Source organism: Streptomyces sp. DSM 106670, from assembly GCF_055792845.1.
The window spans coordinates 4646102-4665157 of sequence record NZ_CM147704.1 but is presented as its reverse complement, the minus strand read 5'-3'; the positions used below and the strand labels follow the sequence as shown (position 1 = coordinate 4665157).

The window sequence follows — 19056 nt, the reverse complement described above, 5'->3', positions numbered from 1 at the left end:
GTCCCCATCATGGCATTCGCCGCCGAACCGTCATCGCGTGGCATCCGCCACGACCGCCGTATCTGCGGTGTCCGCCACCTCCGCCGCCAGTTGCGTCGTCGCCAGCTCGCGGTACAGGTCGTCCCCGGCGATCAACTCCTCGTGCGTGCCCGCCGTACGGACCCGGCCCTCCTCCAGGACCACGATCCGGTCGGCATGACGGACCGTGGACAGGCGGTGCGCGATCACCAACACCGTGGTCCGCTCGGCCATTTCGAGGATGACGTCGCGCAACGCCTGCTCGTTGACCGCGTCCAGCTGCGAGGTCACCTCGTCGAGGAGGAGCAGGCGGGGGCGGCGCAGCAGGGCGCGGGCGATGGCGATCCGCTGGCGTTCGCCGCCGGAGAGCGTGACGCCCCGGTGGCCGACCGCCGTGTCCAGGCCGTCCGGCAGCCGGTCGACCAGGGCGTCCAGGCGGGTGCGGGTCACCGCGTCCTCCAGCGCCTTGCCCTCCGCTTCCGGGGCGGCGAAGAGCAGGTTCTCGCGGAGGGTCCCGGCCAGGACCGGGGCGTCCTGTTCCACGTACGCGAGCGAGGCGCGCAGCTCGGCCAGCGGCCAGTCGCGGATGTCCCGGCCGTCCACGGTGATGGTGCCGCCGTCGTGGTCGTAGAACCGTTCCAGCAGGCTGAACACCGTCGACTTGCCCGCCCCGGACGGGCCCACCAGCGCGACGAGTCCACCGGCCGGAACGTCGAACGTCACCCCCTTGTGGGCGGGGGCGCGCTCGTCCCCGTACCCGAAGGTCACGTCCTGGAAGGCGACCCCGAGCGGGGTGCCCTCCCCCCGTACGGACCCGGACCCGGCCCCGGGTCCGGTGGAGGTCTCGCCCGGCAGCGACTCCACCTCGTCGATCCTGCGCACCGCCGCGAGGCCGCTCTGCAGGCCCGTCCAGCCCTCGACCAGACCGCCGATCGGGCCCATCAGGTAGAAGAGGTAGAGCAGGAACGCGATCAGTGAGGAGATCTCCAGCGAGCCCGACGCGACCCGCGCTCCGCCGACGCCCAGCACGGCCAGGAAGGCGAGTTGGATCGACATCATCATCGTGACGTCCGAGACCGAGGACCACTTCGCCACCGAGACGCCCCGGTCGTGCGCGTGCCGGGCCGCCTCCGCGACCGCCGCCGTCTCCCGCTCCTCGGCACCGCTCGCCTTGACCGTACGGAACGCCTGGAGCACCCGGTCCAGGGCCGCGCCCATCGCCCCGACGGACTCCTGCGCCCGGAGCTGCGCGCGCTGAATACGCGGCATGAGCAAGGCCGTTACGGCTCCGATGCCGACGATGACGACCAGCGTCACGCCCAGCAGGGTCACGTCCATGTACGCCATGAACGCGACCGTTCCCAGCAGCATCAGCACGCTGTTGAACGACTCGACCAGGCCGCTGGAGAGGACCGTCCGGAGGAGGGTGGTGTCGCTGGTCACCCGGGACTGCAGGTCTCCGGGGGTGAGCCGGTCCACCGCCGGTACCTTCAACCGCATGATGCGGCCGACGAGTTGGTCGCGGGCCCGGAGCACCACGCCTTCTCCCGTACGGGCCATGAGGTAGCGCCCGTACGCGGAGATGCAGGCTCCGGCGAGTACGAGGGCGGTCAGCGCGACGAGCGGGGCCACGGGCGAGCGGTCGGCGGCGAACGCGTCGACGGCGTACTTCGCCATCAGCGGCATCGCCAGGCCGGCCGCGGAGCCTGTGAGCGAGAGGAGGCCCGCCCGGATCAGTACGCCCCGGTGCGGGCGGACCCGGGCCAGGAGGAGACGGAGGGGGGACGGGCCGGACTTGCCCTGGGCGGGGTTCCCGGTGGTCTCCGTGGGGGACTCACCGGCCGGCCCCTCGGGGACCGCCGCCTGCCCGGCGGGCTGCCCGGGCCCTACCGGATCCCCGGCGCCCGGGCCCGGCCTCACCGGCTCACCGGCGGGCCCCACCGCCGCCCCCGCGTCCTCAGGCCCTCTGCCCGCTTCCGCTTCCGTCGTCCCCGACACCGCGCTCATCCCGTACCCCTCCGCCTGCCGCGACCGCCTCCGCCGTCACCACCATCAAGGGACGCAGATCCGCCGGTTCCGCCTGTTCCCCGACCGTACGGCCCTCCGCCTGCAGCCACGCATGCGGGGCGAACGGTGGAGCCGACCGCACCCCGGCGCACCAGTCGGGCCAGACGCCGGACATCCGGCAGGCCAGGGCGACGGCGACCGAGCGGGGCAGGCAGCCGTAACGGCTCGCGCAGCGGCGGCTGGTGGTGACGACCGCCTCCAGCACCTCCAGCGTCTCCGCGTACGAGGCCGGGCGCGCGCCCCGGGCGCACCTGGCCAGCACGCGGCGCAGCCGTCCGGGCTTCAGGCGGGCCAGGACGAACGCGGCGGCGATGGCCGTGCGCAGCCGCACCCCGCCCGCTCCCGCGCCCCGGCGCGGCATCGTCATCTCGGTGGTCATGGGCGCAGGATCTTCGCGTCGACGAGCTGCCGGGTCAGTTCCGCGACGTCCGACTCCGCCTCGGCGCGCTCGACGTCGAACGCGGCGAGGATCCGCTCCACGGCGATGTCGGGGGTGTGTCCGGCGGCGAGGGTGTCGACGATGATGATGCTGGTGTCGTTCAACTGCCAGTAGCTGCCGTCCTTTTCGTCGAGGAGGACGCCGCCGTACTCGGTGGTCGTGACGGCGATGCCTTTTCTGAGCTTCACAGGGTTGCCTCGCTGGTCGTGGAGGTGCGGTGGGGTGGCAGTGTCGGTGTCGGCCAGGCGTTCTCGGCGGTGCGGAGCCAGGTCTCGCCGGCCACGGTGGAGCTGATGGAGTGCTCGACCAGGACCGGTGAGAAGGGTTCGGCGGCGAGCCGGAGCAGGTGGCGGGAGTCGACCAGGCCGTGCTCGGCGAGCCGGGAGCCGGTCCACAAGTCGGCCAGTTCCGGGGCGTGTTGGCGCAGGCCCTGGTGTTCGTCGGAGGACATGTGGTCCTTCGTCGTGCGGGCCAGCAGCGCGTCCGGAACCACACCGCGCATCGCCTCGACAAGCAACGGCTTGTAGCGCCACGGGCTGATGCGCTCCGCCAGGCGCACGGCGAGGGTCGCCTCCAGGACCCGGTCGTCGTAGAAGGGCGCGGCGACCGGCAGCCCGATCGTCATGCCGATGTCCTCCATCGCCTGGAAGTGCCGGGCCCCCATCCGTACGGCGTCGATGTCGACGTGCCGTCCGCGCCACGGGTCGATCGGCTCGGCGTGCTCGGCGGCGGCCCGGAACTCCTCGGTGATCAGGGCGTTCGCGTGGTCCGTGAACCAGGGGCGCAGCGACTGCCGTACGCCCCAGGAGAGCAGCGGGGTACGGGTGACCGGCTGGGGTTCGGCGGTGATCGCGCCGGCCAGCCAGCGGGGGAACGTGGAGCGGTTCAGCAGGGCCTTCAGCGTCGGCAGGAGCGGCCAGCCGAGCTGGTGGCGCAGTCCGCCGAGGTGGTTCCAGGCGGTGAGCGGGTTGCCGTGGAAGAGGTCCTGGTAGGCGTGGGGCAGGCCGAGGAAGAGTTCGTCGCCGCCGTAGCCGGTGAGGTGGTAGCGCGAGCCGGTGGCGTGGGCGCGGCTCAGGAGCAGGTGCGCGCGGGCCCGGCCGGGGGCCACGGGGAGCGGTTCGTCGTTCAACTCTTCGGCGGTGGCGGCGAGATCGGCGTAGAAGTAGGGGGCGTCGTCGGCGGGGATGATGTGGTGGTCCAGGCCGGTGGAGTCGCCGCCGTTCCGTCCCGCATCGGGCGTACGCGCCGCGTCGCTGTCCCGCTTCACGTCAACGCCTCCCGCCGCCGTGCCACCTCGCGCCCCAACACCTCCTCCTCGCGCCGCCTCCACCGCTCTGCGCGCCCACGCCTCGTCCTCGCTGTAGCGGTCGCGGGCGGCGACGGTGAGCAGGGAGAGTTCGGCGGGGCCGGTCGCGCGGGCGGCGAAGGTGAGGGCCGTGGAGTCCATGCCGCCGGACAGCTCGCAGCTGATCCGGTCCAGGCCGCCGACATGGGCCCGTACGGAGGCGGCGATGGCGTCGCCGAGTGCCCGGGCTCCTTCGGCCAGCGGGAGTTCGGCGGGCGGCGGCTCCCACCAGCGGTGCTCCGTGGGGCCGGGGACGGCGGCCGTGCCCGGTGCTGCGACGGGCAGGGCCAGGCCGTACCCGGCGCCGGTCTCGTGCACGCCGCGCCACACGACGCGGCGGCTCAGGGGGTGCGGCAGGAAGTCGAGCATGCGCAGGGCCAGCGCGCCGTCGTCCAGGGGCGCGCCGATCAGGCGGGCGAGGACGGCGGGCCGGTCGGAGGCGATGGTTCCGGCCTCCGGGTGCCGGGCGTGGCAGATCCGGCGCAGCCCGGAGGCGGTGCCCCGGATCCAGGTCTCTCCGGAGAGCTGGGCGATCACATGGTGGAGGCCGGGCAGCCGGGCGAGACGGCGTTCCAGGCCGGCCCGGTCGCGGGCCCCCTCCAGCAGACCGGAAAGTGCGGCGTCGGGGACCCGGTCCGGGCCGATGAGCACGAGGGCGTCGTCGCCCCGGCGGAGGTGGCTCACCTCGCGGACCAGCGGGCGGGCGAGGATCCAGGGCCGCCCGGATGCGTGGGCGACCACCGTCTCCCCGCCCGCCCCCGGAGGAAGCTGCCCGGCCACCGCCGCTCCCGCCACGCTGTCCGGCAGGACGACGAAGTAGTCACGCAGTTGGCCGGGCATGTTCACCTTCCGGAAGTTCTCGTACGACGCACAGGAAACCGGGGGCCGGATCAGATGATGCGGCGGACCCAGTACTCCTTGTACGAGCCGTAGAAGTAACCGGCGGTCTTCTTCGAAAAGTCGCCCTGCTTGAACAGCGACGGCTTCACGTAAGCCTTCTTCTGCTGCTTCATGACACCTTCCCTTCTGTGCGGTTGACGACCGTTATGCCCAACTGACGTCTGCATAACTGAAGTTATTCGTGCGACTGGTGTTCACCACGTGAACACCAGAGCCATCATGTCCCGCTGCCGATCCGGTACGCATGATTCCGACTTACCGTGCGAAGTTGGCTGGATAGCGTGAGGGCCGAGGCCCAGGCGCAGGGCCGCGCCGGGACGCTCCACGGGGCCTCGGGGCACCGACCGGTCGGCATGTGCAGTCGCACAGCGCCGGGGCGCGGCGAGGCAGTGGACTGGACCAATGGCTGTACGCGGCGGCCGGACCGGGCAGTGAGCTGCCAAGAGAGCCGGCGGCATCCGGCGGAACGAAGGAACCACGGCGGGCGAGGGCCCGGCAGCCCGCGCGGCGGCCCTACCTCACCGGTCGCCGGCGCGCCACCTACATCGCCGAAAACGGATGAACGCGCGGTGCAGCACGGCACCGGGCGCGACAAGTACGCATTCGGCCACAGGCCTGGGGCGTGTCCGCCGGGCCCGCCCTACCGGCCGGCCCGCCCTACCGGCCGCGCAGCCGGTAGCCGCCCCAGGCCGCCGCTCCCGCGCCCAGCAGCAGCGGGATCATGCCGTAGCCGACGACCGTCGAGGAGTGGGCGTACCACCGTCCGCCGTCGAACACCTGGGTCGCGGTGATGGTCTCGGGGTCGTTCCGGCCGTCGTGGTCGGCGAAGAGGATCCTGACGCGCTGGATGTCCGCCGGCTCGGGCGTGCCGTCCACATGGGCGCGCAGCGACTCCAGGGCCACCCTCTTGCGCTCCGCGTCGTTGGCGCGCTGCTGGGCCGGGCTCTCGCCGAAGCAGTGCCAGACGGTCTGCCCCTTCTTCGTACGCGTGTCGTGGCAGTCGATCCGGCCGAAGGTCTCGACCCGCATGCCGAGGGCGCCGGAGAGCCCCGTCCCGGTCACCACGACGAACAGCCCCAGCACGAACAGCACGGCCCCGCCCAGCACGAACGAGGCCCCCTTCCAGTCCTTGGTCATCCCGTCCCCGTCCCCCGTTCTCGCGGCGACCGGTCCACCGGCCCCCCGGCGCATTCTTCCAGCGCGGCCGGGAACGCCACAGGGGCGGCACCTCCGTGAAGGAGGTACCGCCCCTGTGGGACGTACTGCGCACGTACGGGGACGTACGCGGAACTTCGGATCAGGCGGGGAGGCCGGAGCCTCCGTGGCCGATCAGAAGTCCATGTCACCGCCCGGCATGCCACCCGGAGCGGCCGCGCCGGCCTTCTCGGGCTTGTCGGCGATGACGGCCTCGGTGGTGAGGAAGAGCGCGGCGATGGACGCGGCGTTCTGCAGGGCGGAGCGCGTGACCTTCGCCGGGTCGAGAATGCCCTCGGCGATCATGTCGACGTACTCGCCGGTCGCGGCGTTGAGGCCGTGACCGATCGGCAGGTTGCGGACCTTCTCCACGACGACGCCACCCTCGAGACCACCGTTGACGGCGATCTGCTTGAGCGGGGCCTCCAGCGCGAGCTTCACGGCGTTGGCGCCGGTCGCCTCGTCACCCGTGAGGTCGAGCTTCTCGAAGACGGCCGAGGCCTGGAGCAGAGCCACGCCACCACCGGCGACGATGCCCTCCTCGACGGCGGCCTTGGCGTTGCGCACCGCGTCCTCGATGCGGTGCTTGCGCTCCTTGAGCTCCACCTCGGTGGCGGCGCCGGCCTTGATGACGGCCACGCCGCCGGCCAGCTTCGCCAGGCGCTCCTGGAGCTTCTCGCGGTCGTAGTCCGAGTCGGAGTTCTCGATCTCGGCACGGATCTGGTTGACGCGACCCTGAACCTGGTCGCTGTCACCGGCGCCGTCGACGATCGTCGTCTCGTCCTTGGTGATGACGACCTTGCGGGCGCGGCCGAGCAGGTCCAGGCCGGCGTTCTCCAGCTTGAGACCGACCTCCTCGGAGATCACGGTGCCACCGGTGAGGATGGCGATGTCCGCGAGCATGGCCTTGCGGCGGTCGCCGAAGCCCGGGGCCTTGACGGCGACGGACTTGAACGTGCCCTTGATCTTGTTGACGACCAGGGTGGAGAGCGCCTCGCCCTCGACGTCCTCGGCGATGATCAGCAGGGGCTTGCCCGACTGCATGACCTTCTCCAGCAGCGGGATCAGGTCCTTGACGCTGCCGATCTTCGAGTTGACGATCAGGATGTACGGGTCGTCGAGCGACGCCTCCATACGCTCCATGTCGGTGGCGAAGTACGCCGAGATGTAGCCCTTGTCGAAGCGCATACCCTCGGTGAGCTCCAGCTCCAGACCGAAGGTCTGGGACTCCTCGACGGTGATGACGCCTTCCTTGCCGACCTTGTCCATCGCCTCGGCGATCTTGGCGCCGATCTCGGTGTCGGCGGCGGAGATGGAGGCGGTCGAAGCGATCTGCTCCTTGGTCTCCACGTCCTTGGCCTGCTCCAGCAGAGCGGCGGAGACGGCCTCGACGGCCTTCTCGATGCCGCGCTTGAGGGCCATCGGGTTGGCGCCTGCGGCGACGTTGCGCAGACCCTCGCGGACGAGAGCCTGAGCCAGAACGGTGGCGGTGGTCGTACCGTCGCCGGCGACGTCGTCCGTCTTCTTGGCGACCTCCTTGACCAGCTCCGCACCGATCTTCTCGTACGGGTCCTCGAGCTCGATCTCCTTGGCGATGGAAACACCATCGTTGGTGATCGTGGGCGCGCCCCACTTCTTCTCGAGGACGACGTTACGGCCCTTGGGGCCGAGGGTGACCTTGACGGCGTCGGCGAGCTGGTTCATCCCGCGCTCGAGACCGCGCCGTGCCTCCTCGTCGAACGCGATGATCTTGGCCATGTGAAGTGGTCCTCCCGGACAGGGGTGGATTTCTCCGGACCGAGAGGCGCCCGCGACGGACGGCCTGCGTGCGTGGTGGTTCCTTGCCCCACCGCGCCTGCGGGCCTCACCGGCCCGGTCCAAGTTTCTGTCACTCTCACCTGGAGAGTGCTAACGCCAATGATTAGCACTCGACCCCTGCGAGTGCAAGCGTCCCTCGTCGGATGTGGACAGCGGCGGCATCGGATGTGGACGGCGGCGCGCCCCCTCGACCGGGTCACCGGACGCGCGTAGGGCCCGATCCCCTGATCCGGGGTTCGGGCCCTACGTGCGTGAGTGGTGTCGTCGGACGACCGCGCCGAGCTCAGCCGACGGCGAGCTTGACCATGTCGGCCTGGGGCCCCTTCTGGCCCTGCGAGATCTCGAATTCAACTCGCTGACCCTCTTCGAGGGTGCGGTACCCGTCCATCTGGATCGCGCTGTAGTGGACGAAAACATCCGCACCACCGTCGACCGCGATGAAGCCGTACCCCTTCTCCGCGTTGAACCACTTGACGGTGCCCTGAGCCATGCCTAACTCCCCTATTACTGGCCCTTGCACGGGACCGCACTTCGCGGACCCGGGTCGGAACTCACCCTCCGACAGGAGAGGGTGTGCGGCGCCGCAGCGCGTCGACCGCGGCCGAATGTATCCGCCCAACTGCCCTCTGCAACAGGTCAATCGGACGGGAATTCTGGGCGCGGGAGAACACGCGTATATGCGGGTTTGCTGAGATTTACGGGCAAGTCGGGCCAGGCAAAGGGCACTTATGCCGCAAGAGGTTCACGCACTTTGGCTGCTTCTTATCGGGGCCGGGCGCATTCTCATATGCGGGCGGCACGGGCAGCGGATGGGGCTTCCCCAACTGTACCGTGCTCAACCATGCAGAATTGCCCCCTCCGCTTCTCTCGCGGAGGGGGCAACCGTGGTCACACAGAGGTGCGGTGGGGGCCGCCGTGGAGCGGCCCCGGGCGGTTCAGCAGCCGCCGGCGACCGCGGGGATGATCGAGACGCCCGCGCCGTCCGGCGTGGCCGCGTCCAGGCCGCCCTCGAAGCGCACGTCGTCGTCGTTGACGTACACGTTCACGAAGCGGCGCAGCTTGCCCTGGTCGTCCAGGACGCGGGCGGCGATGCCCGGGTGGTCCTTCTCCAGGGACTCGATGACCTCGGAGAGCTTCGCGCCCTCCGCCGGGACCTCGGCCTGGCCGCCCGTGTACGTGCGGAGGATGGTGGGGATGCGGACCTTGACGCTCATGGTGGATGCCCTTCTCTTCCTGCGGTCTGGGGTGGTCAGGCGGAGGCGAGGCCCGCGGCGCGGAACGCGTCCAGGCTCGGCTTGATGGTCGCCGTGGCCTGCGAGGTCGCGGAGACCGCGTCGAGCGTCTTGAGCCCGTCGCCGGTGTTCAGGACGACCGTGGTGAGCGTCGGGTCGATGACGCCGGCCTCGATCAGCTTCTTCGTCACACCGAGCGTCACCCCGCCCGCCGTCTCGCCGAAGATGCCCTCGGTGCGCGCCAGCAACTTGATCGCGTCGACGACCTGCTCGTCGTTCACGTCCTCCACCGCGCCGCCGGTGCGGCGGGCGATGTCCAGGACGTACGGGCCGTCGGCCGGGTTGCCGATGGCCAGCGACTTGGCGATGGTGTTCGGCTTCTGGGGCCGTACGACGTCGTGGCCGGCCTTGAAGGCGGCGGAGACCGGGGAGCAGCCCTCGGCCTGGGCGCCGAAGATCTTGTACGGCTTGTCCTCGACCAGGCCGAGCTTGATCAGCTCCTGGAGCCCCTTGTCGATCTTGGTGAGCTGGGAGCCGGACGCGATCGGGATGACGATCTGGTCGGGCAGCCGCCAGCCGAGCTGCTCGCAGATCTCGTACGCCAGCGTCTTGGAGCCCTCGCCGTAGTACGGGCGGAGGTTGACGTTGACGAAGCCCCAGCCCTCGCCGAGCGGGTCGCCGATGAGCTCGGAGCAGAAGCGGTTGACGTCGTCGTAATTGCCCTCGATGCCGACCAGTTCACCGCCGTACACCGCGGCCATGACGACCTTGCCCTGCTCCAGGTCGTGCGGGATGAACACGCAGGAGCGCAGTCCGGCCCGGGCGGCGGCGGCGCCGACGGCTCCGGCCAGGTTGCCCGTGGAGGAGCAGGAGAGGGTGGTGAAGCCGAAGGCGCGGGCGGCCTCGACGGCGATCGCGACGACGCGGTCCTTGAAGGAGTGCGTCGGGTTGCCGGAGTCGTCCTTGACGTACAGGCCGCCGGTCACGCCCAGCTCACGGGCGAGGTTGTCGGCCTTGACCAGCTTGGTGAAGCCGGGGTTGATGTTGGGCTTCTCCGCGACGTCGGAGGGCACCGGCAGCAGCGGTGCGTAGCGCCAGATGTTGTTCGGACCGGCCTCGATGCGCTTGCGCAGCTCCTCCGGGGAGCCGGTGGGCAGGTCGTAGGCCACTTCCAGCGGTCCGAAACAGGACGCACAGGCGAAAAGGGGGCCGAGCTCGAAACGCTCGCCGCACTCGCGGCAGGAAAGCGCCGCGGCGGGACCGAGGTCCACGGGGGCGGTGGTGGCATTACCTGCAACGGTCTGAACAGCCATGATGGCGGAGGCCCTTTCTCCTCATCTTCCTTGCGACGCATTTCGCCACAAGACGGAATTGGCACCTTCCCCACCGTGACCTCGCGGTCGGCAGGAGGGTTGCCGGGACTTCAACGGGCCGTTCCCTCAGTCCCTCTGGATGAGCTCTATGGCGCTGGATCTTCGATCCAGGCGTTTATGTGCGGTCCGACCCCGACATGCGACGGCCATACGCGTTGTTCAAGACTGTAACCGAAGCATCGGACCGTTGAGATAGTCGTCCGAACCGCGAGATGGATCACACACAGGGAGTGCCGACCGTGCTCGAAGAGGTGGAACGCTGGCTGACCAGGCGTTCCTGGTCGTCCGGCGACCGCCCGCTGAACCGGCTCACCGACGCCCGGGACGCCGATCCGCACCGTACGTCGGTGAGCGTCGTGCTGCCCGCGCTGAACGAGGAGGCCACGGTCGGCGCGATCGTGGCGACGATCCGCCGGGAGCTGATGGAGAAGGTCCGGCTGGTCGACGAGCTCGTGGTGATCGACTCCGGCTCCACCGACGCCACCGCCGCCGTGGCCCGGGCGGCGGGCGCCCGGGTGGTCCACCGGGACGCGATCCTGCCCCGGATCCCGGCGCTGCCCGGCAAGGGCGAGGTGCTGTGGCGGTCGCTCCTGGTGACCAGCGGCGAGATCGTCTGCTTCGTGGACGCCGACCTCAAGGACTTCTCGGCGGACTTCGTCTCGGGCACGGTCGGCCCCCTGCTCACCGACCCCACGGTCCAGTTCGTCAAGGCGATGTACGACCGCCCGCTCGGCGACAGAGCAGGTCAGGGCGGTCGCGTCACCGAACTGGTGGCACGCCCGCTGCTCAATCTGCACTGGCCGCAGCTGGCCGGATTCGTACAGCCGCTGGGCGGCGAGTACGCGGTGCGGCGGTCCCTGCTGGAGCGGCTGCCGTTCCCGGTCGGTTACGGAGTGGAGCTGGGCCTGCTGGTCGACGCGCTGCACACGGTGGGCCTGGACGCGCTGGGCCAGGTCGACGTCGGCGTGCGCATCCACCGCCACCAGGACGGGCAGGCGCTGGGCCGGATGGCGGCGGCGATCTACCGCACGGCGCAGCTGCGGCTCTCCCGGGGCCATCTGGTGCGGCCCGCGCTGACCCAGTTCGAGCGCGGCGAGGACGGCTTCGTGCCGCGCACCCATGCGGTGGACACCGAGGAGCGGCCGCCGATGCGGGAGATCGCGGAGTACGCGGAGCGCCACGCGGCGTGAGCGGGTGGGGCCCGTGCCCCTCCGAGGCGTTTGGCGGCTTCCCGAACGGGCTAGGTTCCGCTACATGGTCTCCGAGCACACGTCTTCCTCGCATGCCCAGGTTCTCGTCGCGTCCAACCGCGGCCCGATCACGTACACGCTCGGCGAGGACGGGACACTGGACTCCAAGCGCGGCGGCGGCGGTCTCGTCTCCGGGCTGAGCGCCGTCGACGACAAGCTGTGGGTCTGCGCGGCCCTCGGCGACGGGGACCGGGAGGCGGTGCGCCGCGGAGTCGGCGAGGAGGGCGTCCGGATGCTCGACATCGACGCCGAGGTGCACGCCGACGCGTACAACGGCATCGCGAACTCGGTGCTGTGGTTCGTCCACCACCTGCTGTACCAGACCCCCGTCGAGCCGGTCTTCGACGCGGAGTTCCGCCGCCAGTGGGCTTCCTTCGAGACGTACAACCGGGCCTTCGCCGAGGCCCTGGCGGAGGAGGCCGGGCCGGGGGCGGCGGTCCTGGTGCAGGACTACCACCTGGCCCTGGTCCCCGGCATGCTCCGCGAGCTGCGCCCGGACCTGCGGATCGGCCACTTCTCGCACACGCCGTGGGCCCCGGTGGACTACTTCCGGCTGCTGCCCGACGACATCGCCGAGCAGCTGCTGCGCGGCATCCTCGGCGCGGACCGGGCCGCGTTCCTGACCCGGCGCTGGGCGGACGCGTTCATCGGCTGCTGTACGGAGATCCTCGGCGGTACCGGCCGGACCCGGATCGGGGTGCACGGCCTCGGGGCCGACGCGGACTTCCTGCGCCGACGCTCGCAGGAGGCGGACGTGGACGAGCGGATGGCGGCCCTGCGGGAGCAGGTGGGCGAGGACAGGAAGACCATCGTCCGGGTGGACCGCACCGAGCTGTCCAAGAACATCGTGCGCGGCCTGCACGCGTACCGGACCCTGCTGGACACCCACCCGGAATGGCGCGAGCGCGTCGTGCACATCGCCTTCGCCTACCCCTCCCGCCAGGACCTCGCCGTCTACCGGGACTACACGGCGGCGGTGCAGACCCTGGCGACGGAGATCAACGCGGCGTACGGCACGGAGAGTTGGACCCCGGTGGTCCTCCACGTCAAGGACGACTTCGCCCGCTCGCTGGCCGCGTACCGGCTGGCGGACGTGGCCCTGGTCAACCCGATCCGCGACGGCATGAACCTGGTCGCCAAGGAGGTGCCCGTCGTCTCCGACCACGGCTGCGCGCTGGTGCTGTCGCGGGAGGCCGGGGCGTACGAGGAGCTGGGCGAGGACGCGATCGTGGTGAACCCGTACGACGTGACGGGCACGGCGGAGGCCCTGCACGAGGCGCTGACGATGAGCGGGGACGAGCGGTCGGGACGCACGAAGCGGCTCGCGGAGGCGGCGACCGCGCTCCCGCCGCAGCAGTGGTTCCTGGACCAGCTGGAGGCGCTGCGGCAGGGGTGAGCCGGGGCCCTGGCCCGGCTCAGATCCGCCCGGCCAGGACTGCCGCTCCGGTCAGCTACAACCGCTCCGCCAAAGCTGCTGCTCCGGTCACCTACAGGCGGTCCGCCAGAGCCGCCGCTCCGGTCAGCTACAGGCGGTCCGCCAGAGCCGCCGCTCCGGACATCACGGGCGGTCCGCCGGGCCGCCGCCTCGGTCCGGCTACAGCCGCTCGGCCAGGGCTGCCAGGAAGTCCACCACCGCGGCCGGGCCCGGCACCGACAGGTCGGCGCGCTCGGCCAGTTCGGGCACCTCGGCACTGCCGCTGCACACCAGGAGGCCGGGGATGCCGTCCGGGCCCTCGCTCCGCAGCTTCTCCACCGCGGCGAACGCGGCGAGGTCCCCGAGGTCGTCTCCCGCGTAGATCACGGACTCCGCGTCCAGCTCGGCGACGAACCCGGCGAGCGCGACGCCCTTGTCCATGCCGGGCGGGCGCAACTCCAGGACCAGGCGGCCCGGTTCGACGATCAGCCCGTGCCGCGCGGCCAGCTCGCCGAGAGGTCCGCGCAGCGTCTCGAAGGCCGCCTGCGGGTCCTCGGCGCGCCGGGTGTGGACGGCGACGGCCTGCCCCTTCTCCTCGATCCAGGTGCCGTTCCACGCCCCGAACTCGTGGAGTACGCCCGGGAGTTCGGCGCGTACGGCGGTGACGCCCGGATGCGGGGCGGGCGCGTGGACGGTGCCGGTGACGGCGTCCCAGCGCTCGGCCCCGTAATGCCCGAGCACCACGAGGTGTTCCAGGCCGGGCACGCCCGCGAAGCCTCCGTAGCGTACGGCGACGCCCGCCGGGCGGCCGGTGATCACGGCGACGGCGGCGACCTTCGGCGCGAGCGCGGCGAGCGCGGCCACGGTGCCGGGGTGGGCACGGGCCTGCTCGGGGTCCGGGACGATGTCGGCGAGCGTGCCGTCGAAGTCGAGGGCGACGACCGCACGGTCGGGCCGGGCGAGCACGGCGTCGAGCCCCTCGCGGCCGGCCGGGGTGGTCGGGTTCGGAAGACTTTCCGGGTGACTGCCCATGGGGCGAGCCTAACGGGTACGAGGCCACTGCCGCCGGGTTCGCCCCCGACCGGAGCGCCACCCAGGCAAACGCACCTCCCCCTCGCCTTCCCCTCTCCCGCCCCCTCCCTCCCCTCCTCCCCCCCCCTCCCCGACCTGCCGCGCTTGACAGTCATTCCCTCACGACTCCATGATTCCATTAATTGATTCATGGAATCACGATCACGGATTCACGGAACCGAGGTGAGGCGCGTGGCACACACGAGCACCCCGAACGCGACGTCCGGCAGCTGGGCACTGGAAGCCCGCGGCCTGGGCAAGCGCTACCGGCGCGGCTGGGCGCTGCGCGACTGCTCCTTCCGGATCCCGGCCGGCCGCATCTGCGGCCTGGTCGGCCCGAACGGAGCCGGCAAGAGCACCCTGCTCGGGCTGGCGACCCGGCAGGTGCAGCCGACCACCGGCGAGCTGCGGATCTTCGGCGTACCGGTCGACGACCCCGCCGTGATGCCCACCTTCGCGTTCCTCGGGCAGGAGAAACCGCTGTTCAAGCGGTTCACCGTGGCCGAGACCCTGCGGATGGGCGCCGAGCTCAACCCCGGCTGGGACGCGGTGGCGGCGGAGCGGATCGTCCGCTCGGGCAATGTCCCGCTCGACGCGCGGGTCGGCACGCTCTCCGGCGGCCAGCGCACCCGCGTGGCCTTCGCGCTGGCCTTCGGCAAGCGGCCCGACCTGCTGCTCCTGGACGAGCCGATGTCGGACCTCGACCCGCTGGCCCGCGACGAGATGAGCACTCTGCTGATGGCGGAGGCCGTCGAACGCGGCACCACGGTGGTGATGTCCTCGCACATGCTGACCGAGCTGGAGGACATGTGCGACTACCTGCTGGTGGTCGCCGAGGGCCGGATCCGGATGGCCGGTGACGCCGACGCGCTGGTCCCGGCCCACGCCCTGGTCACCGGCGTGGCCCGGGACGGCGCGCTGCCGCCCGAGCTCGACCACCACACGGTCGTCGAAACCCGCCTCCAGGGACGGCAGTTCCAGGCGATGATCCGGCCGAAGGGCCCGCTCCCGGCCGACTGGGAGACGGCCGAACCCTCCTTGGAGGAAGTCCTCCTCGCCCATCTCCGCTCCCCGGACGCGCCCTCCCTCTACACCCAGGGCGCCCGCGTCGAGGCCGAAGGGACCCAGGCCGCATGAGCACCACCCTCACCGAGAAGCCCTCCGAGATCAGCTCCGGGCGCCGCCTGCTGCGCGGCATGCCGTGGCTCGTCGCACGCCAGCACCGGGTCGCGCTGGCCTGCGTCCTCGGCCTCACCCTGCTGACCGCGCTGTGGATCCTGTACGAGCGCAACGAGCTGGTGCAGTTGCTCGACGCGAAGGGCTGGCCGGAGAAGGACGCCGGCCGGCCGATGGACAACAACCGCGGCTACAACTACATCACCAGCATCATCAACGGCTTCCCGCTGATCCTCGCCGTCTTCGTCGGGGCCCCGCTCATCGCGGGCGACCAGGAGAACGGCACAGCGCAGCTCGTCACCACCCAGTCCATGTCCCGTCGGCAGTGGCTCATCGCCAAGCTGGGCCTCGCCTACATCCTCGCGCTGGTCTCCGGCGTGGTGCTCTCGGCGCTCTTCACCTGGTGGTGGAAGCCGCACCGCTCCCTCTTCCTCAACGAGTGGATCGACGGGGCCGTCTTCGACAACACCGGACCGGTCCTGCCCGCGTTCCTCCTCTTCCTCACCGCGGCGGGCATCACCATCGGCGCCCTGGTCCGCCGGATGCTCCCGGCGATGGTGGGCACGTTCCTCTTCACCGCGATCACCACCCTGTTCGTCTGGGACGAGGTACGCGTACGACTCGGCTCCCCGAAGATGTTCACGTACCCGCTGGACGCCGAACTGCCCGCCCGCTTCGACGAGGCGTACGAGGTGGACCGCTGGGTCGGCAGCGCGGACGGCACCCTGTACGGCTGGGGCACCTGCGCCGAGGCGACCGAGAAGGCGCAGAACGCGTGCATCAAGGAGCACGGCATCGTCAACAACGTCATCGAGTACATCGGCTACAACCAGATGGCGGGAATGCAGTGGCTCGCGGCGGGCCTCCTGCTCGCCGGAACGGCCCTGCTCACGGCGTTCACCCTGTGGCGGGTCTCGCGCCGACCTCTGTGAGCACGCCCCGGTCCCCCTACGTAAAGTGTCGGCAATCGAGCGGAAGGTGAAGTCCGTGGTCGTGTTCCGCATCGACCGGCGCAGTGGAGTGGCGACCTATCTCCAGATCGTCCGGCAGGTCGAGCAGGCACTGCGCATGGGCGCGCTGGAGGAGGGCGACCGGCTGCCCACCGCGGCCCAGGTCGCCGCGACCACGAAGGTCAACCCCAACACGACCCTCAAGGCCTACCGCGAACTGGAACGCATGGGCCTCGCCGAGGTGCGCCAGGGTGCGGGCACGTTCATCACCCGCACCCTCGCGCAGCCCCAGTCCGGCCCCGACTCACCGCTGCGCGCCGCGCTCGCCGACTGGCTGGCCCAGGCCCGAACCGAAGGGCTCACCGGCCAGGACGTCACGGCCCTGTTCCACGCGGCGTTCGAGAACGCGTACCCGGGCGAGGCGCCGGACTGACCGGCCGGGGCACCGGACCGGGGCCCCGCTCAGGCGCGGTTGTAGCGGTAGCCGCTGCCGTGGGCGGGGCCGACGTCGTGGAGGATGCCGGACCCGGCGACGGTGAAGAACGAGGGGTCGGTGTCGCGGCACATACTGCCGGAACGGGCCTTGTTCACCACGGCGGTACCGACGTTGATCCGGTTGCCGCCGTCCGCCACGGAGCCGAGCTTCGCCGTGTACTCGCAGTGCCCCGAGCCCTGTACGTCGGCGATGAGGGTCACCGCCGACTGCCCGGGCGACACCCGCCGGATGACCACGGTGTGCGGCTGGAGGACGTCGTACTGGGACGCGATGGACCAGGTCCCGACGAAGTGCTGCGGCACCCGGCCGTCCGGGGCGGGGTCCGGGTCCGCGGCGGGCGGCTTCGCGGCGCCCCCGGACCCGCCCGACGCGGACGAACCGGCCCCGCCCTGCGCACCGCTTCCGCCGGAGGAGCCGGACCCTCCGGTCCCGGACGAGCCCCCGCCGGAAGCGGAACCGTCGCCCTGCCCGCCACCGGCGTCACCGCCCTGGCCCCCGTCCTTGCCATTCCCTTCTTCCTCCCCCTTTTCCTTCTCCTCCGCCTTGTCCTTGGCCTTCTCCTTGGCCTTGTCCTCGGCCTTCTCTTCCTCGCTGCCCTTGTCGTCCTCGTCGCCGCCCTTCCCGGAGGGCGAGGCCGTGGCACCGGCGGCGGGCGGGGCGGACTCTCCGCCCCGGGCATCCGCGCCGCCGCCGGGGTCGCGGCTGAGGAAGGCCGTGGTCCCGCCGGCGGCCAGAACGGCGACGACGACGGCCGCGACGACCCAGGCCCGCCGGCGGCTACGCCGTGACCCGTCGGCGACCGGCGCGGCGGCCGGAACGACTGCGGCGGCACCGGTCGGTTCGGGGCTCGGCCTGGCTGCCGCATCCGGTGATTCCGGTCCCGGTACCGGTTCCGGCCGCAGATCGACCGTGCCGAGGTCACGAGGAGCGGATACGGGAGCGGGAGCGGGACCAGGACCGGGAACAGCCGCAGGCTCCGCACCTTCGCCCTCTGGTACGCCGTCGGCCCCCGGCACATCCGCACCGTCCGGCGAGACCGCACCCTCCGGCTCGTCCGCACCCTCAGGGACATCCGGGTCGTCCGGCACCTCCGCGTCGAGCAGCAGGGCCGACTGCTGCGCGAGCCGGGCCAGGAGTACCGGCGGCAGCCACGCACCGCGCGCGGCATCCGAGGACTGCTCGGGCGTCAGGCTCTCCAACAGAGCGTCCACACCCGGACGTTCGACCGGGTCCTTGGTCAGGCAGCGTTCGATCAGTGCGCGCAAGGGGGCGTCGGACACCGCGGTCAGGTCCGGCGGGGACTGGACGATCCGGAACATCACGGCGTGCTGGTTGCTCACGCCCGCGCCGAACGGCAGCTGCCCGGTGGCGGCGTACATCAGCACGCAGCCGAGCGAGAAGACGTCCGCGCCGGGCCCGGTCTCCTCGCCGAGGATCTGCTCGGGCGCCATGAAGCCGGGCGAGCCGATGACCATGCCCGTACTGGTCAGCAGCGATTCCACGGAGACCTGGAGCGCGCGGGCGATGCCGAAGTCGATGACGCGGGGGCCGTCGACGGTGAGCAGTACGTTGGACGGCTTCAGATCGCGGTGGACGATCCCGGCCGCGTGGATGCCCCGCAGCGCCCTCAACAGCCCTTCGGCCAGGGCGTTCACCGAGGCGGCGGGCAGCGGGCCGTGTTCCCGTACGGCCTGCTCCAGGGAGGGGCCGGGCACATAGCCGGTGGCCACCCACGGCTGCTCGGCGTCGGGGCCGGCGTCGAGCACGGGGGCGGTGTAGCGCCCGCCGACCCGGCGGGCCGCCTCGATCTCCCGGCGGAAACGGGCCCGGAACTCCCCGTTCGCGATGTGCTCCTCGTGCACCACCTTCACGGCCACGGTGCGCCCACCCGCCGAACGGGCCAGGTACACCCGGCCCATCCCGCCCGCACCGAGCCGGCCGAGCAACGGATAGGGCCCGATCCGCACCGGGTCACCGGCCGCGAGCGGCCGTATGCCCTCCATCGCCGTGTACCGCCCGCTGTCCTTGCCCATGCCCATGCCCATGCTGAACCGATCCCCCGATGGCCTTACCCCGTGCGGTCGTTGACGCCCGCTCAGGATAGGCCGGAGACCGGTCACGCAAGGCGGCGAGTCGGGCACAGTCACGTCGGCCCGGGCGGCTGCTGGAACCGGCATCCTGGCCACGCGCCGGTAGGAACCCTCCAAGCGCGGCTCGCCATCGTTGTGCCGGCCAGGATCACCGTGCCCCGCGGCCCGGCCGCAGACTGGCGGAACGGGGTGGCCGATGCGGCCGCCGCGTCCTTGTCCATGA

General features: G+C 71.4%; 17 protein-coding genes and 1 riboswitch. Of the genes, 5 read left to right on the top strand and 12 right to left on the bottom strand.

Features of this window, described 5'->3' with window-relative positions; all coding sequences use genetic code 11:
• Positions 1-30: 30 nt before the first annotated feature.
• The 10 genes from ACSMXR_RS20585 to thrC form a co-directional block, all read right to left on the bottom strand.
• Entirely contained in the window at positions 31-2025 is a 1995-nt protein-coding gene (locus tag ACSMXR_RS20585) for an ABC transporter ATP-binding protein (RefSeq protein WP_473169611.1), read from the bottom strand.
• On the bottom strand, positions 1976-2464 hold the full coding sequence (locus tag ACSMXR_RS20580) for a lasso peptide biosynthesis B2 protein (RefSeq protein WP_137235445.1): 489 nt from the start codon (positions 2462-2464) through the stop codon (positions 1976-1978). The genes ACSMXR_RS20585 and ACSMXR_RS20580 overlap by 50 nt, the downstream gene beginning before the upstream one ends.
• A complete protein-coding gene (locus ACSMXR_RS20575) occupies positions 2461-2712 on the bottom strand; it encodes a lasso peptide biosynthesis PqqD family chaperone (protein ID WP_137235444.1) in 252 nt (83 codons plus the stop codon). Before ACSMXR_RS20575 ends, ACSMXR_RS20580 begins: the two co-directional genes overlap by 4 nt.
• Complete coding sequence (locus ACSMXR_RS20570; RefSeq protein ID WP_473169610.1) at positions 2709-4709, bottom strand: asparagine synthase-related protein; 2001 nt, start codon at positions 4707-4709, stop codon at positions 2709-2711. Before ACSMXR_RS20570 ends, ACSMXR_RS20575 begins: the two co-directional genes overlap by 4 nt.
• A gap of 50 nt (positions 4710-4759) precedes the next feature.
• The gene (locus ACSMXR_RS20565; protein WP_018511015.1) at positions 4760-4882 is read right to left on the bottom strand and encodes a keywimysin-related RiPP; all 123 of its coding nucleotides are present in this window, start codon (positions 4880-4882) and stop codon (positions 4760-4762) included.
• A 544-nt stretch (positions 4883-5426) separates the two neighbouring features.
• The gene (locus tag ACSMXR_RS20560; RefSeq protein WP_256342012.1) at positions 5427-5906 is read right to left on the bottom strand and encodes a hypothetical protein; all 480 of its coding nucleotides are present in this window, start codon (positions 5904-5906) and stop codon (positions 5427-5429) included.
• 192 nt (positions 5907-6098) lie between these two features.
• Positions 6099-7721, bottom strand: a complete 1623-nt coding sequence (gene groL, locus ACSMXR_RS20555; protein WP_003967345.1) for a chaperonin GroEL — start codon at positions 7719-7721, stop codon at positions 6099-6101.
• 343 nt (positions 7722-8064) lie between these two features.
• On the bottom strand, positions 8065-8271 hold the full coding sequence (locus tag ACSMXR_RS20550; protein ID WP_003967346.1) for a cold-shock protein: 207 nt from the start codon (positions 8269-8271) through the stop codon (positions 8065-8067).
• Between the two features lie 445 nt (positions 8272-8716).
• Positions 8717-8995, bottom strand: a complete 279-nt coding sequence (locus tag ACSMXR_RS20545) for a MoaD/ThiS family protein (protein ID WP_003967347.1) — start codon at positions 8993-8995, stop codon at positions 8717-8719.
• A 35-nt stretch (positions 8996-9030) separates the two neighbouring features.
• Positions 9031-10326, bottom strand: coding sequence for a threonine synthase (gene thrC, locus ACSMXR_RS20540; protein ID WP_164618456.1), 1296 nt, complete (start codon positions 10324-10326; stop codon positions 9031-9033).
• Positions 10327-10344: 18 nt separating this feature from the next.
• Positions 10345-10472: riboswitch (SAM riboswitch) on the bottom strand.
• Positions 10473-10625: 153 nt separating this feature from the next.
• Here thrC and ACSMXR_RS20535 point away from each other — a divergent pair.
• Together ACSMXR_RS20535 and ACSMXR_RS20530 are read left to right on the top strand one after the other, a co-directional pair.
• The gene (locus ACSMXR_RS20535; RefSeq protein ID WP_137235475.1) at positions 10626-11576 is read left to right on the top strand and encodes a glucosyl-3-phosphoglycerate synthase; all 951 of its coding nucleotides are present in this window, start codon (positions 10626-10628) and stop codon (positions 11574-11576) included.
• Positions 11577-11640: 64 nt separating this feature from the next.
• Entirely contained in the window at positions 11641-13032 is a 1392-nt protein-coding gene (locus ACSMXR_RS20530; RefSeq protein WP_473169609.1) for an alpha,alpha-trehalose-phosphate synthase (UDP-forming), read from the top strand.
• A gap of 198 nt (positions 13033-13230) precedes the next feature.
• Here the strand turns inward: ACSMXR_RS20530 and otsB are convergent, their stop codons facing one another.
• Positions 13231-14082, bottom strand: coding sequence for a trehalose-phosphatase (gene otsB / locus ACSMXR_RS20525; RefSeq protein ID WP_137235440.1), 852 nt, complete (start codon positions 14080-14082; stop codon positions 13231-13233).
• Between the two features lie 231 nt (positions 14083-14313).
• Here otsB and ACSMXR_RS20520 point away from each other — a divergent pair, with 231 nt between their 5' ends.
• Genes ACSMXR_RS20520 through ACSMXR_RS20510 form a run of 3 tightly spaced genes read left to right on the top strand, consistent with a single transcriptional unit; the run spans position 14314 to position 16680 of the window.
• Complete coding sequence (locus ACSMXR_RS20520) at positions 14314-15258, top strand: ABC transporter ATP-binding protein (RefSeq protein ID WP_103510501.1); 945 nt, start codon at positions 14314-14316, stop codon at positions 15256-15258.
• Positions 15255-16229, top strand: a complete 975-nt coding sequence (locus ACSMXR_RS20515; protein ID WP_137235659.1) for an ABC transporter permease — start codon at positions 15255-15257, stop codon at positions 16227-16229. The genes ACSMXR_RS20520 and ACSMXR_RS20515 overlap by 4 nt, the downstream gene beginning before the upstream one ends.
• Before the next feature lie 46 nt (positions 16230-16275).
• Positions 16276-16680, top strand: a complete 405-nt coding sequence (locus ACSMXR_RS20510; protein WP_030087104.1) for a GntR family transcriptional regulator — start codon at positions 16276-16278, stop codon at positions 16678-16680.
• A 29-nt stretch (positions 16681-16709) separates the two neighbouring features.
• Here ACSMXR_RS20510 and ACSMXR_RS20505 read toward each other — a convergent pair whose 3' ends face one another.
• Positions 16710-18788, bottom strand: a complete 2079-nt coding sequence (locus ACSMXR_RS20505; protein WP_473169608.1) for a serine/threonine-protein kinase — start codon at positions 18786-18788, stop codon at positions 16710-16712.
• Between the last annotated feature and the right edge of the window lie 268 nt (positions 18789-19056).

Coding starts and splice junctions, on each gene's coding strand:
- ACSMXR_RS20585 (WP_473169611.1), bottom strand. CDS start 2,025: ATGAGCGCGGTGTCGGGGACGACGGAAGCGGAAGCGGGCAGAGGGCCT.
- ACSMXR_RS20580 (WP_137235445.1), bottom strand. CDS start 2,464: ATGACCACCGAGATGACGATGCCGCGCCGGGGCGCGGGAGCGGGCGGG.
- ACSMXR_RS20570 (WP_473169610.1), bottom strand. CDS start 4,709: ATGCCCGGCCAACTGCGTGACTACTTCGTCGTCCTGCCGGACAGCGTG.
- ACSMXR_RS20565 (WP_018511015.1), bottom strand. CDS start 4,882: ATGAAGCAGCAGAAGAAGGCTTACGTGAAGCCGTCGCTGTTCAAGCAG.
- ACSMXR_RS20560 (WP_256342012.1), bottom strand. CDS start 5,906: ATGACCAAGGACTGGAAGGGGGCCTCGTTCGTGCTGGGCGGGGCCGTG.
- groL (WP_003967345.1), bottom strand. CDS start 7,721: ATGGCCAAGATCATCGCGTTCGACGAGGAGGCACGGCGCGGTCTCGAG.
- ACSMXR_RS20550 (WP_003967346.1), bottom strand. CDS start 8,271: ATGGCTCAGGGCACCGTCAAGTGGTTCAACGCGGAGAAGGGGTACGGC.
- ACSMXR_RS20545 (WP_003967347.1), bottom strand. CDS start 8,995: ATGAGCGTCAAGGTCCGCATCCCCACCATCCTCCGCACGTACACGGGC.
- thrC (WP_164618456.1), bottom strand. CDS start 10,326: ATGGCTGTTCAGACCGTTGCAGGTAATGCCACCACCGCCCCCGTGGAC.
- ACSMXR_RS20530 (WP_473169609.1), top strand. CDS start 11,641: ATGGTCTCCGAGCACACGTCTTCCTCGCATGCCCAGGTTCTCGTCGCG.
- otsB (WP_137235440.1), bottom strand. CDS start 14,082: ATGGGCAGTCACCCGGAAAGTCTTCCGAACCCGACCACCCCGGCCGGC.
- ACSMXR_RS20515 (WP_137235659.1), top strand. CDS start 15,255: ATGAGCACCACCCTCACCGAGAAGCCCTCCGAGATCAGCTCCGGGCGC.
- ACSMXR_RS20505 (WP_473169608.1), bottom strand. CDS start 18,788: ATGGGCATGGGCATGGGCAAGGACAGCGGGCGGTACACGGCGATGGAG.